The organism is Allobosea sp. GW821-FHT10B12 (genome assembly GCF_059415545.1).
The window spans coordinates 550,191-563,175 of sequence record NZ_JBWKNL010000003.1 but is presented as its reverse complement, the minus strand read 5'-3'; the positions used below and the strand labels follow the sequence as shown (position 1 = coordinate 563,175).

The 12,985-nt window shown below is 67.9% G+C and carries 14 protein-coding genes and 1 other RNA gene; 2 read left to right on the top strand and 13 right to left on the bottom strand.

Annotated elements, in window-relative coordinates:
- Positions 1-267: 267 nt before the first annotated feature.
- Genes AC07O0_RS12650 through AC07O0_RS12640 form a run of 3 tightly spaced genes read right to left on the bottom strand, consistent with a single transcriptional unit; the run spans position 268 to position 3,269 of the window.
- Complete coding sequence (locus AC07O0_RS12650) at positions 268-1,458, bottom strand: ABC transporter substrate-binding protein (RefSeq protein WP_494623452.1); 1,191 nt, start codon at positions 1,456-1,458, stop codon at positions 268-270.
- Positions 1,459-1,495: 37 nt separating this feature from the next.
- The gene (locus tag AC07O0_RS12645; RefSeq protein WP_494623450.1) at positions 1,496-2,518 is read right to left on the bottom strand and encodes an N-acetylglucosamine-6-phosphate deacetylase; all 1,023 of its coding nucleotides are present in this window, start codon (positions 2,516-2,518) and stop codon (positions 1,496-1,498) included.
- Between the two features lie 7 nt (positions 2,519-2,525).
- Complete coding sequence (locus tag AC07O0_RS12640; protein ID WP_494623448.1) at positions 2,526-3,269, bottom strand: glucosamine-6-phosphate deaminase; 744 nt, start codon at positions 3,267-3,269, stop codon at positions 2,526-2,528.
- 231 nt (positions 3,270-3,500) lie between these two features.
- On the opposite strand from AC07O0_RS12640, the gene AC07O0_RS12635 reads away from it, so the two are divergent.
- On the top strand, positions 3,501-3,845 hold the full coding sequence (locus AC07O0_RS12635; RefSeq protein ID WP_137880250.1) for an ArsR/SmtB family transcription factor: 345 nt from the start codon (positions 3,501-3,503) through the stop codon (positions 3,843-3,845).
- Positions 3,805-4,197, top strand: a complete 393-nt coding sequence (locus AC07O0_RS12630) for a VOC family protein (protein WP_494623446.1) — start codon at positions 3,805-3,807, stop codon at positions 4,195-4,197. The genes AC07O0_RS12635 and AC07O0_RS12630 overlap by 41 nt, the downstream gene beginning before the upstream one ends.
- A gap of 18 nt (positions 4,198-4,215) precedes the next feature.
- On the opposite strand, the gene AC07O0_RS12625 is transcribed toward AC07O0_RS12630, so the two are convergent.
- The 10 genes from AC07O0_RS12625 to AC07O0_RS12580 all read right to left on the bottom strand — a co-directional run bounded on the left by AC07O0_RS12625 (position 4,216) and on the right by AC07O0_RS12580 (position 12,900).
- Positions 4,216-5,235 carry a peptidoglycan -binding protein gene (locus tag AC07O0_RS12625; protein WP_494623444.1) on the bottom strand — a complete coding sequence of 340 codons (1,020 nt, stop codon included), beginning with the start codon at positions 5,233-5,235 and terminating at the stop codon, positions 4,216-4,218.
- A gap of 52 nt (positions 5,236-5,287) precedes the next feature.
- On the bottom strand, positions 5,288-6,331 hold the full coding sequence (locus AC07O0_RS12620) for a flagellar motor protein MotA (protein ID WP_494623442.1): 1,044 nt from the start codon (positions 6,329-6,331) through the stop codon (positions 5,288-5,290).
- An 86-nt stretch (positions 6,332-6,417) separates the two neighbouring features.
- Positions 6,418-7,206, bottom strand: coding sequence for an inositol monophosphatase family protein (locus AC07O0_RS12615; protein ID WP_494623440.1), 789 nt, complete (start codon positions 7,204-7,206; stop codon positions 6,418-6,420).
- 86 nt (positions 7,207-7,292) lie between these two features.
- Positions 7,293-8,213 (bottom strand): tetratricopeptide repeat protein, encoded by a 921-nt coding sequence (locus AC07O0_RS12610; RefSeq protein WP_494623438.1) that lies wholly within the window; start codon positions 8,211-8,213, stop codon positions 7,293-7,295.
- Complete coding sequence (locus AC07O0_RS12605) at positions 8,210-8,863, bottom strand: thiamine phosphate synthase (protein ID WP_494623436.1); 654 nt, start codon at positions 8,861-8,863, stop codon at positions 8,210-8,212. Before AC07O0_RS12605 ends, AC07O0_RS12610 begins: the two co-directional genes overlap by 4 nt.
- On the bottom strand, positions 8,860-10,014 hold the full coding sequence (locus AC07O0_RS12600) for a benzoate/H(+) symporter BenE family transporter (RefSeq protein WP_494623434.1): 1,155 nt from the start codon (positions 10,012-10,014) through the stop codon (positions 8,860-8,862). Before AC07O0_RS12600 ends, AC07O0_RS12605 begins: the two co-directional genes overlap by 4 nt.
- A gap of 8 nt (positions 10,015-10,022) precedes the next feature.
- A complete protein-coding gene (locus AC07O0_RS12595) occupies positions 10,023-10,847 on the bottom strand; it encodes a TIGR00282 family metallophosphoesterase (RefSeq protein WP_494623432.1) in 825 nt (274 codons plus the stop codon).
- A gap of 181 nt (positions 10,848-11,028) precedes the next feature.
- Positions 11,029-11,604, bottom strand: a complete 576-nt coding sequence (locus tag AC07O0_RS12590; protein WP_494623430.1) for a 5-formyltetrahydrofolate cyclo-ligase — start codon at positions 11,602-11,604, stop codon at positions 11,029-11,031.
- A gap of 4 nt (positions 11,605-11,608) precedes the next feature.
- A non-coding RNA gene (ssrS, locus tag AC07O0_RS12585) (6S RNA) lies at positions 11,609-11,764 on the bottom strand.
- Between the two features lie 71 nt (positions 11,765-11,835).
- The gene (locus AC07O0_RS12580) at positions 11,836-12,900 is read right to left on the bottom strand and encodes a D-alanine--D-alanine ligase family protein (RefSeq protein WP_494623428.1); all 1,065 of its coding nucleotides are present in this window, start codon (positions 12,898-12,900) and stop codon (positions 11,836-11,838) included.
- Positions 12,901-12,985: the final 85 nt, after the last annotated feature.

Below are 12,985 nucleotides of genomic sequence, written 5' to 3'. Positions count from 1 at the left end.
TCGACAGGCCGGAAGAAAGCGATGATGCGATGTCGTCGCTCGATATGTGGGTGGGAGCAGGCTCCCTTGCCGCGGACTGGTGGCGCCCCATGCGCTCTGCCGCGATGAAAAGCGCATGGCAGTGGGGAAGTCAATGCGCGCCAGCCACCTGCCGTCATGCTCGGGCTTGACCCGAGCATCTCAGGCCGGAGGAGCTTCCCATTGGCGCCCTCTCGTCCTGAGATTCTCGGGTCGGCGCAGTACGCCGCCCGAGAATGACGCTTTGGCTCACTTCGCCCGCTTCGCCCCCACCAGCTCGTCCCACTTCCTGAAGGCGACGACCATCTTGTCGGGCTTCAGCGGCAGCTCGATCGGGTTGTTGGCGATGAGGTCGGCATATTCCGGCCGGCCGAACTCGGCGATGACCTTCTGGCTCGACTCGGGCGCCAGCGAGAGCGGCACGTTCTTCACCGCCGGGCCAGGATAGAGATAGCCCTCGTCATAGGAATAGGCCTGCATCTTCGGCGTCAGCACATGCGCCATGATGTCGAGGACGACGGCGAGCCGGTCATTGGGCAGGCCCTTGGGCACGCACATGAAGAACGCGTCCGAGACCCAGTGGAAGCCCTTCAGCGTCTGGATCTTCGCTTCCTTCGGCACGATGCCCAGCGCGCGCGGATTGATGTCCCAGCCGGTGGTCGAGATGATGATGTCGCGCGAGCCGTCGCCGAACTCCTTCATCGTCGCGCCGGTGCCGGCCGGGTAGTACTCGATGTACTGGCCGAGCTCCTGCAGATAGGCCCAGGTCTTGTCCCAGCCGCCGACCGGATCCTGCGGGTCCTTGTCGCCGAGGAGATAGGGCAGGCCCATCATGAAGGTGCGGCCCGGGCCGGAATTGGTCGGGCGCGCATACATGAACTTGTTCGGATTGGCCTTGGCCCAGGCGAGCAGTTCCTCGGCGGTGGTCGGCACATTCTTGACCCGGTCGGGCATGTATTCGAGCAGTGGGCCGGACGGGTAATAGTTGACGACGACGCCGAAGCCGTCGCCTTGCGCCTTGTGCAGGTTGAGCGCGGCCGGCTCGTAATTGGCCTCGATGTTCGGGAACTTGTCAGCAAAGTCGGGCAGGATCTTCTGCCACAGCTTCTGGTCGAGGCCGGCGGCGAGGCCGTCGCTGCCGGTCAGGATCAGGTCGAGATCGACCTTGCCGGCATCCTGCTGCGCCTTGAGCTTGCTGGCGAGCTCGGGGGCAGGGGCCTTCACGAAAGCGATGCGCGAGACCAGCTTGGGATTGGCGGTGCGGTAGTCCTCGAAGGCCTTCTGCATCAGCGCCAGCGCGCCGCCGACATCCATGACGCTGATCACGACGGGGCTTGTCGGCAGCGGCGGTGAGGCGGCGAGCGCCGGGCCGCCGGCTGCGAGCGCCCCTAAGCCGCCGAGCACGGTGCGGCGGTCGATGCCCTGAAGCTTCCTGGTCATTGCCTTCCCCTCTTGTTGTCGCACCGTTTGGCGGCGCTCATGCGTCGTAGCGACGTTCCTGGTCGGCGAGGCGGACCCGCCTGACGAAAAGCTCATCCGACCACTCGACTTCACCCTCGGCAAGCACGATGCCATGCGCTGCGAGCGCCGGTCGGATCGCGGCGAGCGCGTGGTCGGAGGCCATGGCGAAGGCCTGCTGGGGCGTCGCGATGCCCCAGGCGACGACATTGCGGACGGCCTCGTCGAGGCAGAGCGCCGAACCGGCGAGCAGCCCTTCCTCTTGCCGGACCGAGCCATCGGGCATGCGATCGACCGCCATGCCGGCGAAATGATAGCGGCCGACCGGCGCGGCGGCAGCGACCACCGCATCGGTGACCAGGATCGAGCGTTCGAAGCCCTTGGCGCGGATCAGTGCGGCGAGCGCCCTGGGATGGACATGGATGCCGTCGGCGATGAAGCCGGCCATCAACCGGTCCTCCGCGAGCTGGGCAAACAGCGGATTGGTGAGCTTGTGAAGAGTCTGGGGCAGGCCGTTGCCGAGATGGGTCGAGAGCGACAGGCCGACATCGGCAGCGGCCGCGACCTGATCGAAGTCGGCGGCGGAATGGCCGATGGCGACGATCTTGCCGGCATCCGCCAGGGTCTTCGTCAGCGCGACGGCACCTTCGCTCTCGGCGGCGAGCGTCACCATCAGGATCGGCCGCGACAGGCCATACTCGACCTCGGCGATCAGCTGGGGCCGCGCCGCCGTCATCGCCTGCGGCGGATGGCAGCCATGATAGCCCGGGGCCGGGTTCAGGAACGGCCCCTCGAGATGGTAGCCCGGGCACATCAATGGCCCGAGCCTGCTGCCGGCGACGGCGGCGTCGAGCGCCCGGAAGCGCTCGACCAGTTCATGCGGATGGGCGGTGATGATCGTCGGCAGGCAATGCGTGACGCCGGTCGCGAGCATTGCCTCCAGCGCCCGGTCGAGATCGACTGCCGTGATCGCCGGGTCGTTGAAGTCGATCCCGGCGAAGCCGTTGATCTGGAGGTCGACGAGACCGGGCGAGACGGACATCGTCGCCTCAGCCCTGCTTCAGCAGCGAGGCGGCCGGTGGGTCGAGGAACAGCACCGTGTTGGGGTGGCGCTGCAGGATCGAGGCCGGATGCAGCGGCGTCACCTCGCCTTCGAGCGCATCCTTGACTGCCTGCGCCTTGCGGGCGTCCGGCACCGAGAGGACGATCAGTTCGCTCTTCAGGATCTGGCGGATGCTCATCGAGATCGCCTGTTCCGGCACCGCGGCAAAGCTCTCGAACCAGCCCTCGCCGAATTGCTGGTTGCGGCAGGCCTCGTCGAGCGTGACGACGATATAGGGCTCGTCCGTCTCGAAATCGGCCGGCGGATCATTGAAGGCGAGATGGCAGTTCTCACCGAAGCCGGCGAAGCAGAGATCGATACGGCGCCCGGCGATCAGCGCGTTGAGGCGCTGCGTCTCGGCAGTGGGATCGCCCTCGCCATTGACGAAGTTGAAGGCCGGCTTGACCGCGAGCGGCGCAAGGAAGCGCTCCCTGAGATAGCCGCGGAAGCTCGCCGGATGGTTCTCGGGCAGGCCGACATATTCATCGAGATGGAAGGCGGTGACCTTCGACCAGTCGATACCCTCGGCCACGACGAGGTTCTGCAGCATCTCGAACTGGCTCGCGCCAGTGGCGACGATGATCGTCGCTTCGCCATGACGAGCGATCGCCGTGCGGATCGCTTCGGCGCCGAGCGCCGCTGCCTGCCGGCCGAGCTCGTTCTTGTCGGGGGTGATGCGGATATCGATCATGCTGCTCCTGCCCGGCTCGGCTGCAGTGGTCTGGGTCTGGGATACTACCATACCAGCTGTGAGCCTAGCATGGGCGTGAGACGATGCACCTATCGCTAGGGCATGGCACGCCGCAGCTTTTCGCCAGACTTGCGCGCATAGGTTTTCCAGACGGGCAGACGCAGCCTGTGGCGATCCGTTCATGCAACCATTTAATTGCATGACATCTATCCGCATGCTAACGACAGCCCAATGGACTTCGATCGCCTCTTTCGGGCGCTGGCCGATCCGACGCGGCGCCGCATGCTGGACGAGCTCGCAGAACGGGATGGTCAGACACTGTTCGAGCTACATGTGCGCCTGATCAGCTGGCACGGGGCGAGCCTGTCGCGGCAGGCGCTGTCGAAGCATCTGCAGGTGCTGGAGGAGGCGGGTCTGCTCCGTACAGAATGGCGCTGGCGTAGCAAGCATCATTTCCTCGAACGCTCGCCGCTGCGGCAGATGTGGGATGTGTGGATGCGGCCGCTGGCCGAGCCGCCGGAGAAGGAGAGGGCCGATGCCGATCAAGATCGTCGTGACGAGCGTGCTGGTCGATGACCAGGAGAAGGCGCTGCGCTTCTACCGCGACATGCTCGGCTTCGAGCTGAAGCACGACATCCCGATGGGCCAGCATCGCTGGCTCACCCTGACCTCGCCCGGCGATTCCGAGGGTGTCGAGCTGCTGCTGGAACCGGACGAGCATCCGGCGGCCCAGCCCTGGAAGACCGCGCTCGTCGCCGACGGCATCCCGGCGACCTCGTTCGGGGTCGAGGATGTCCATGCCGAGCATGCGAGACTGTCCGCGCACGGCGTCGTCTTCACTCAGCCGCCGGTGAACCTCGGCCCGGTCACGACAGCGGTGTTCGACGACACCTGCGGCAACCTGATCCAGATCGCCCAGCGGCATTGAGGGGCCAGTTAGGCCATCTCACCGCTCGGTGATCTTGAACTCGATCCTGCGGTTGCGGCGATACGCCTCGTCGTTGTTGGCGACGTCGAGCGGCTGGAACTCGCCGAAGCCGGTCGCGGCGATACGGTCGGCCGGGATGCCCTTGCTGACCAGGTACTCGACCACGGCGACGGCGCGCGCCGTCGACAGGCTCCAGTTCGACGGGAATTGCGGTGAGCGGATCGGCCGGTTGTCGGTATGGCCGTCGACGCGCAGGATCCAGGGCAGATCCGGCGGCATTTCGCGGCCGAGATCGGCGATGATCGCCCCTAGCTTGTCGAGCTCGCCGCGGCCTTCCGGCTTCAGCACGGCCTGGCCGGCGTCGAAGAAGACTTCCGACTGGAAGACGAAGCGGTCGCCGACGACGCGGATGTCGGGCCGCGTGCCGAGCACCTGGCGCAGCCGGCCGAAGAAGTCGGAGCGATAGCGCGCCAGTTCCTGCACGCGCTGGGCCAGCGCGACGTTGAGGCGCGAGCCGAGCTCGGAGATGCGCGCCTGCGATTCCTTGTCCTTGGCCTCGGCGGCGCCGATCGCCTCCTCCAGTGCCGCGAGCTGGCGGCGCATCGCGACGATCTGCTGGTTGACCAGCTCGACGGTGGCCTGCGCCTTGGCGGAAAGCTGCTTCTCGGCGTCGAGCGCCTTCTGCGTGTCGGCGAGCTGGGTCGGTGCGTTGTTGCGGGCGGCGCCATCGAGCAGGCCCTGGACGCGGGTGCGTTCGGCCTCAACGCTGGCGAGCGAGGATTGCAGCAAAGCGAGCGAATCCTTCGCCTCCTTGCCGCTCGAGCGCTCGAGGGCGAGCAGGTCGCTGAGCTCGGCGATCTGGCGGTTCAGCCGGTCGAGCACCGTGTCCCGGCCGGAAATCTCCTGCGACAGGAAGAACTGGCCGAGGACGAAGACCGAGAGCAGGAAGACGATGCCGATCAGCATCGTCGAGAGCGCGTCGACGAAGCCCGGCCAGAAGTTGGTCTCTTCCCGGCGGTGCGCGCGCGACAGGGCCATGCTCAGTCTTCCTTGCGATCAACGCACGCGATGCCGCAGCAGCGTGGCAGCGTCATGACTCGCCCACGCGTTCGGCGGCGAGGCGCTCGATCAGGCGCTTCAGATCCTTCTCGCGCGCCGCCTGTGCCTCGACCCAGTCGCGGATCAGTTGCTGCTCGGAGCGCATGTGCTGGACGAGGCCCTGGATGCCCTCGGCGAGATTGGCCAGCGCCTGCGTCGCCGCGCGGTTGTTGGAGCCGTCCTGCATCGCCGCCTGGAGCTTGTCGAGGCGCTCGACCACGACATCGCCGGCCATCGCCGGGCCGGCGACAGGCATTGCCAGCGGAATGGTTGCGGAGTTTGCGGTCGCGGAACCGAGATAGTCCTCGACCTCGTTGCGAAAACGGCGCTGCGCCTGGCCAAGCTGAAGATCGAGAAAACCGAGCAGGACCGCGCCGGCGATGCCGAACAGCGAAGCGGAGAAGGACAAGGCCATGCCGGCGAGCGGTGCGGCGAGGCCAGCCTTGAGGTCGTCGAAGAGCACACCAGCCTCTGCGCCGGTGCGCAGGTTCTTGATGACGTTGCCGATCGACGAAATGGTGTCGAGCAGGCCCCAGAAGGTGCCGAGCAGGCCGAGGAAGACGAGGAGGCCGGCGATGTAGCGCAGCACCTCGCGGCCATCGTCGAGCCGAACCGCGATCGATTCGAGCAGGGTCGCGGCCTGGGCTGGGGCCAGCGTTCGACGCTCCAGCGCCGGCAGCACCGCGCCGAGCGGGCTGATCACCTGGTTGCGCCGGATCGTCGTTCCCAGCGGGTCGGCTGTGAGACGGGTCGCAGCACGCGCCTCGCTGTCGATGCGCCAGAGCTCGCGCAGCGTGATCAGCACGCCGACAGCGAGGGCACCGAGGATCAGGCCGTTGAGGCCGGGATTGGCCAGAACGGCAGCGCGCAGACCGTCCTGCAGGATGAAGATCAGGAAGCCGATCAGCGCGAGGAAGACCAGCGCGCGGAGGACATAGCGCAGCGGGCGGGAGAAGCGGAACGTCTGCGGCCGATTGGGCGCCGGCGCTGGGGGCTCCAGCGGCGGGACCTCAGGGGCCGCCTCGTCATTGGCCATGCCTGCTCATCCGATCCGGTTTCGTCGCGGCGGCGACTGTCGCCTCCCGCCACGCCGGGATCAAGCAGGAAACGGCGCTCTCCCGATCAAACCACGGTCTTGAGGACTGCGCGCAACGCCGGCTCGCCGGCCTCGTTGCCGCAGATCACGTCCTTGGCCGAGGTCGGCTGCTTGCCGTCGAGCGTGCCGAAGGTGCCGCCGGCCTCGCGCACCATCACCGCGCCGGCGCCGAAATCCCAGGTGTTGAGGCCGCGCTCCCAATAGGCGTCCATGCGCCCGGCGGCGACATAGGCGATGTCGAGCGCAGCCGAGCCCATGCGCCGGACATTGGCGAAGCGGCTCATCACCGCCCCGAGTTCCTTCAGGAAGAGCGGGTGGCCGCCCTTGCCGATATGGGGCACGCCCATGCCGATCAGCATATCCGCCGATTCGCGCCGGCCGGAGACGCGCAGGCGGCGATTGTTAACATAGGCGCCCTTGCCCTTCTCGGCGATGAAGAGCTCGTCCTTGGCGGCGTCGTAGATCACGCCGGCGATGAACTGGTTGTCGCGCTCCAGCGCCACCGAGATGTTCCAGTGCGGGATGCCGCGCAGGAAGTTGTGGGTGCCGTCGAGCGGATCGATATGCCAGCGATTGCTCTCGTCCGCGCCCTGGACGACGCCGCTCTCCTCCATGACGAAGCCGTAGCCCGGCCGCGCCTTCTCCAGTGCCGCGCGCAGGATCTCCTCGGCCTTGTGGTCGGCCTTCGAAACGAAATCGCCCGGACCCTTGGCTAGGACCTGCAGGTTCTCGACCTCGCCGAAATCGCGCTTCAGCGAACGCGACGCCTTCATCACGGCATCGGTCATCACGGTCATCAGGGGGGAGCGGATCATTGTCGAAACCTCGGGCGCGAAACGCGCGACAGAAGAGAACAGGCTATCAAAGAGCGGTGGTGGCCTAGCGGCCACCAATTCGCCCGTCACTTGCTCGGTTGGCTCGGCGTCGTCAAGGCCGTGGCTTCGATCCGGTCGGCCGCGAGGCGGGCGGCGCGGGCACGCTGCTCGGGCGAAAGCCGTTCCAGCACCTGGTCGAGCGTAGCGTCGGCCAGCCCTTGCGTGCGCGCTGCGAGATGCCAGGCGGCGGCTTCCGACAGGTCGGGCGGGACGGCGCGGCCGAACTGGTAGAGCTTGGCCAGGCGGTTCTGGGCGATGGCGTTGCCCTTGTTGGCGGCGCGGATGAAGAGCCGGGCCGCAGCCTGCTCGTTCTTGGCGACGCCGTCGCCGTTGAACAGCATGATCGCGTATTCGACCTCGCCGGCGATCAGCCCGTTGGCGGCCGCCTTGCCCATCCATTCAGCCGCCATGCCGTCATCCTGCGGCACGCCGCGGCCCATCTTGTAGAGCACGGCGAGCGCATGCTGGGCATCGCCGAGATCGGCGGCGGCGGCGACCCTGAGGCAGCCTATGGCGCGCTGGTCATCCTGCGGCCGTCCCGTCGCGAGCAGGGCGATGGCGAGATTGTAGTTGGCGGCGGGGTGACCGGCGGCGGCAGCCTTCTCCAGCAGGGCGCCGGCTTTCTTCGGATCGCGCGGCAGGCCGCGGCCTTCCAGCATCGCCATGCCGAGCGCGAAGGTCGCGTTGACGTCGCCCTTGTCGGCCGCGAACCGATACCAGTCAGCCGCTGCCTTCGCTTCCTCGCGGATGCCGAGCCCCTGGCGATAGATCTCGCCGAGCAGCGTCATCGCCGCGGCGTCGTTCGGATCGGCCTCGAGCCGCTTCAGGGCTTCTGCCTGGGCGCGTCGATAGTGCCCGGTCTGATAGGCGCCATAGGCGAGGTCCGGTTCCGCTGCGGCGGCCGGCATGGCAAGCGTCAGAGCGAGCGCGGCGAGCGCAAGCTTCATCGCGCCGTCCTGCGGGCATGTTGCGCCGTGATCGCCGCATCGGCCTCGGCGACCGCCGTGCGGATGTCGACCCCTTCGGCGAACAGCCATTCGCCGAGCGCGATGAATTCGGCGCCGGTCTCGATCAGGGCCGGCACCGACTCCGCATCCGGGCAATAGGCGATGCAGGGCGTCTCGAAGATCTCGGCCCACCAGGAGGCGCGCTCGATCACAGCCGGCAAGGGCGGCAGCGAACCGTCCGGTCGCGGCTCGCCGAACATGACGTAGTCGACGCCGGCCTCGCCCATATCCATGGCGTCATGGCGCGAGCGCAGGCCCCCGACCCCGATGATGCGTTCCTGCTTCAAGCTGGAACGCGCATCGGCGATCGCTTCGGCGCCTTGGGTGAGATGCACGCCGTCGGCGCCGCCGCGGCTGGCGACCTGGGCCGAGGCCTCGACAACCAGAGCGACGTTCTGCGCCTGCACCGGCGGCGCCAGCGCCTTGACCCGTTCGGTCAGGCTGCGCTCGTCGCCGGGCGCGAGCCGCAGCAGCACGGCGGCGACATCGCCGCCGGCGAAGGCCTGCATCAGGCGAAAGGTGATCGCGCCGGGATCCAGGATCGGCGGCGTGACGAGCATCAGGCGGGTGCGGGGCAGGTTCGTAGTCATGATCTTGCGCGCAAACGGCCTGCGGCGTGATCCAATGTCAAGACCATAAGCCCGGCGACCAGGCTCCAGAAGGCGGAGCCGACCCCGAACAGCGACAGGCTGGAGGCCGCGACGGCGAAGGTGACGACCGCAGCGAAGCGGTCCCTGTCGCCTCCCATCGCTTGGCCGAGCGCGCCGGTCAGCGAGCCAACGAGGCCGAGGCCCGCGACGGCGACGATCAGCGCCTTGGGCATGGCGAGGATCAGGGCGAGCAGGAGGCCGGCCGTGGCGGCGATGACGAGCCAGAGCAGGGCGTACCAGATTCCGGCCTTCCAGCGCTGCTTAGGATCGGGATGGGTGTCGGCGCCGGTGCAGATCGAGGCGCTGATCGCCGCCATGTTGACCATATGCGCGCCGGTCGGCGCCGTCAGGAAGGACATCAGCCCGGTAACGAATAGGCAGGACGCTGTCGGCGGCTGATAGCCCGAGGCGCGCAGTACGGCGAAGCCCGGCAGGTTCTGTGCCGCCATGGTGACGAGATAGAGCGGGATGCCGATGCCGACGAGCGCAGTGAGATCGAGATGCGGGACGATCAGCTCGATATGGGTCAGCGCGACCGGTCCGGCAGGCAGCGTCGCGGTGCCTGTCGCAAAGGCGAGCGCGAGGCCTGCGCCCAGCGCGGCGATGACGCCGAGGAAGGGATTCCACAGCCGCGCCAGCAGAAAGACGACGAGCAGCGTCAGCACCAGTGCCGGCTGCAGCTTCATCTCGTCGAAGACGGCGACGACGAAGCGGAAAATCACGCCGGCGAGCATGGCCGCAGCGATGCTCATCGGGATGCGCTCGACCAGCGCTCCGAGCGGACGGAAGGCGGCGGTCGCCATCATCAGCGCCGCTGCCGCGAGAAAGGCGCCGACGGCCGAGGCCATGTCGACGCCGCTCGCGGCCGCGATCAGCGCCGCGCCCGGCGTCGACCAGGCGCAGATGATCGGCATGCGGTGCCGCCAGGACAGGATCAGGCTGGCAAGCCCCTTGGCGAGAGCGAGCCCGGCGAGCCAGGAGACGGTCTGCCCCGGCGTCGCGCCGAGTGCCTGCGCTGCCGCGAGCACGACCGCGACCGAGGCCGCGTAGCCGACGAAGACGGCGACGAAAGCGGAGAAGAGCTGCGACATCGGCCGCTTTACTGATCCCAGGCGGCCGGCCAGGTCTCGGCAAGCGTCGCACCCAGACGCACCGGCCAGGCGGCCTTGGCAAGGCCGGTCCGATCGTCGGTCTCGACAGCGATGCCCGACAGCGTGCCCTCGCCGAGCGCCGGTTCAAGCCGCGAGCCCGGCGTCTTCTGCAGGAAGCGGCGGATCGCCTCCTCCTTCTGCATACCGAGGATCGACTCGTAGTCGCCGCACATGCCGGCATCGGTCTGATAGGCGGTGCCGGCCGGCAGCACGCGCGTGTCCGAGGTCGGGACATGGGTATGGGTGCCGACGACGAGGCTGGCGCGACCGTCGAGATAATAGGCCATGGCGAGCTTCTCGCTGGTCGCCTCGGCATGGACGTCGACGATGACGGCGTCGGCGGCCTCGCGCAGCGGACAGGCGGCGAGCTCACGCTCCAGCGCGGCGAAGGGATCGTCGAGCGCGTCCATGAACAGGCGGCCCATGACGTTGACGACGAGGACGCGGGCGCCGTTCCTCGCCTCGATCACGGTCGCGCCGCGGCCCGGCGTGCCGGGCGGGTAGTTCGCCGGGCGGATCAGGCGCGGCTGGCGCTCGATGAAGACCATCGCCTCGCGCTGGTCCCAGGAATGGTTGCCGAGCGTGATGACATCGGCGCCGGCGGCGAGCGTCTCGTCGCAGATCGCCTCGGTGATCCCGAAGCCGCCTGCCGAGTTCTCGCCGTTGATCACGACGCAGTCGAGCTTCCAGCGCTTGCGGAGGCCGGGGAGGCGATCCTGGACGGCGAGGCGGCCGGCACGTCCGACTATGTCACCGAGAAAGAGCAGACGCATGTCACGATCCAACGCTTGAGCTGCGCATCACAGCCCGTCCTGTCGCATGTCCACGCAAGTCGGCCATCCCGGGGCTTCCCAGGCCGCGCAGTACGATCGTGCGGTTTTGAGAAAGCATGGCGAGACGGCGGCGTCTTGAAGGAAAGGCGCGCCTGCTAATGACGTGATCGCCGCGGCGAAATCAACCGCAGCGGATCGTCTCGTCCTGCGTGACCACCCAGTCGAGGCGGCGGTCATGCGCTTCGGCGGGCACAGCCTCGATCTCCTGCGCGGCGTAGGCGATGCCGACCGTCGCGACCGGCTCCAGCTCGGTGATGGCGCGGTCGTAATAGCCCTTGCCGTAGCCGATGCGGTAGCCACGCCGGTCGAAGGCAGCGAGCGGGACGATCAGGATCGCAGGCCTGACCTCGGGCTGCTCGGGGGAAGGCACCAGCGTGCCGAAGCCGCCGGGCACGATCGGTTCCCAGGGCGCCCAGCGCCGGAAATGCATGCGCTTCTCGACGATCGCCGGCAGGCAGAGCGGCAGTCCGCGCTCGTGCAGGGCTTCCAGGATCGGGCGCGGATCGGCCTCCGAGCGCATCGGCCAATAGGCCGAGACCGGCCCCTGCGCGAACACCGGCAGTGCCAGGACGCGGGCGACGAGGGCTTCGTCCCAGAGCAGGCGATCGTCGAGGTCGAGCGCGTCGCGCCGGGCGAGCGCCTCGGCTCGGAGCGCGGCCTTGCGGGAAGAGGGGACGAGGGAGGCGGTATCGGTCATGGGGTGCGGAGCCACCTCGGCCGTGGAGATTTCGATCCCGGGACACCTACAAAGTAGGTGGGCGCCGTGTGTCCGGGTCCAGGGACCCAGTCAGGGACAGCTCCCTAGGGAGTCGTATGGGCCCGGGAATACATGACTCGCACGCACCAGGCAGCCCCGCCGCGACAAGGTAGGACGCATGCCGGCAAAGCGCCAGAGGCGGATCGCGAAAAGCCGCCGGGATTTTTCCGCTCAGGCGCCGCGCGCCATCCCATGCCGGATCACCCGGTCGATCAGATCGGGATAGGCGATGCCGCTGGCGGCGAGCGCCTTCGGGAACATGCTGATGTCGGTGAAGCCGGGGATGGTGTTGATCTCGTTGACCAATGCGCTGCCGTCGGGGCGCAAGAAGAAGTCGACGCGGGCCATGCCGTCGCAGCCGAGTGCGTAGAAGGCACGCTTCGCCAGCTCCTGCAGGCTGGCGATCGTCTCCTCGGGAAGATCGGCGGGAACCTCGACGCGGGCGCCGTCTTCGTCGAGGTACTTGGCCTCATAGGTGTAGAAGCCATGGCTCGCGGCGGCGACGATCTCGCCCGGTAGCGAGACGATGGTCTTACCATCAGCCTGCTCCAGCACGCTGAGCTCGATCTCGCGGCCGGCGATGAACTCCTCGACCAGAACCACGCGGTCGTGCCGGAAGGCCTCGGCGAGGGCCGCTGTGAAGCTCTCGGCATCCATCGCCTTGCTGACGCCGACCGAGGAGCCCTGCCGGGCCGGCTTGACGAACAGCGGCAGGCCGAGCGCGGCGCTGGCCTCTTCGAAGCTGAGTGCCTCGCCCCGTCGAACGGTGAGCGAGCGGGCGACGCCGAGGCCGGCCTCGCGCAGCAGCCGCTTGGCGATGTCCTTGTCGAGCGCATTGGCCGAGCCGACGATGCCGCAGCCGGCGAGCGGGATGCCAGCGACCTGAGCCAGCCCCTGAACCGAGCCATCCTCGCCGTCGAGCCCGTGCAGCACAGGGAAGAGCACGTCGATCTTCGGCAGCGCTTGCGGCGCGGCGCCGTCCTGCAGCCGCAGCAGGCGCCCGTTGCCGCCGGGCAGCAGGCAAAGCTCGGCGCCGTCCTGCGGGATCGGATCGGGCAGGACACCGTTCTGCAGTTCGAGCTCGCGCCACGCGCCGGCTTTGGTGATCAGGATCGGCACAACGTCGTATTTCGCCTTGTCGATCGCCTTGACCACATTGGTGGCCGACATCAACGAGACCTCGTGCTCGGAGGACCTGCCACCTAGGAGAATCGCCACCCGGACTCTGTCGCTCATCGCCGTGCCTTCATCGATTCGTTGCTATCGAGAAGGGTCAGTCGGGCATGATTGAGGAATTGCAAAGGCGGCGGGAAAAGTGGCG

Excerpts from the sequence above, each read along its gene's own strand:
- AC07O0_RS12615 (WP_494623440.1), bottom strand. The coding sequence starts at position 7,206 with ATGATCCGCTCCCCCCTGATGACCGTGATGACCGATGCCGTGATGAAG.
- AC07O0_RS12610 (WP_494623438.1), bottom strand. The coding sequence starts at position 8,213 with ATGAAGCTTGCGCTCGCCGCGCTCGCTCTGACGCTTGCCATGCCGGCC.
- AC07O0_RS12580 (WP_494623428.1), bottom strand. The coding sequence starts at position 12,900 with ATGAGCGACAGAGTCCGGGTGGCGATTCTCCTAGGTGGCAGGTCCTCC.
- AC07O0_RS12600 (WP_494623434.1), bottom strand. The coding sequence starts at position 10,014 with ATGTCGCAGCTCTTCTCCGCTTTCGTCGCCGTCTTCGTCGGCTACGCG.
- AC07O0_RS12645 (WP_494623450.1), bottom strand. The coding sequence starts at position 2,518 with ATGTCCGTCTCGCCCGGTCTCGTCGACCTCCAGATCAACGGCTTCGCC.
- AC07O0_RS12640 (WP_494623448.1), bottom strand. The coding sequence starts at position 3,269 with ATGATCGATATCCGCATCACCCCCGACAAGAACGAGCTCGGCCGGCAG.
- AC07O0_RS12595 (WP_494623432.1), bottom strand. The coding sequence starts at position 10,847 with ATGCGTCTGCTCTTTCTCGGTGACATAGTCGGACGTGCCGGCCGCCTC.
- AC07O0_RS12620 (WP_494623442.1), bottom strand. The coding sequence starts at position 6,331 with ATGGCCAATGACGAGGCGGCCCCTGAGGTCCCGCCGCTGGAGCCCCCA.
- AC07O0_RS12605 (WP_494623436.1), bottom strand. The coding sequence starts at position 8,863 with ATGACTACGAACCTGCCCCGCACCCGCCTGATGCTCGTCACGCCGCCG.
- AC07O0_RS12635 (WP_137880250.1), top strand. The coding sequence starts at position 3,501 with ATGGACTTCGATCGCCTCTTTCGGGCGCTGGCCGATCCGACGCGGCGC.
- AC07O0_RS12625 (WP_494623444.1), bottom strand. The coding sequence starts at position 5,235 with ATGGCCCTGTCGCGCGCGCACCGCCGGGAAGAGACCAACTTCTGGCCG.
- AC07O0_RS12590 (WP_494623430.1), bottom strand. The coding sequence starts at position 11,604 with ATGACCGATACCGCCTCCCTCGTCCCCTCTTCCCGCAAGGCCGCGCTC.
- AC07O0_RS12650 (WP_494623452.1), bottom strand. The coding sequence starts at position 1,458 with ATGACCAGGAAGCTTCAGGGCATCGACCGCCGCACCGTGCTCGGCGGC.
- AC07O0_RS12630 (WP_494623446.1), top strand. The coding sequence starts at position 3,805 with ATGCCGATCAAGATCGTCGTGACGAGCGTGCTGGTCGATGACCAGGAG.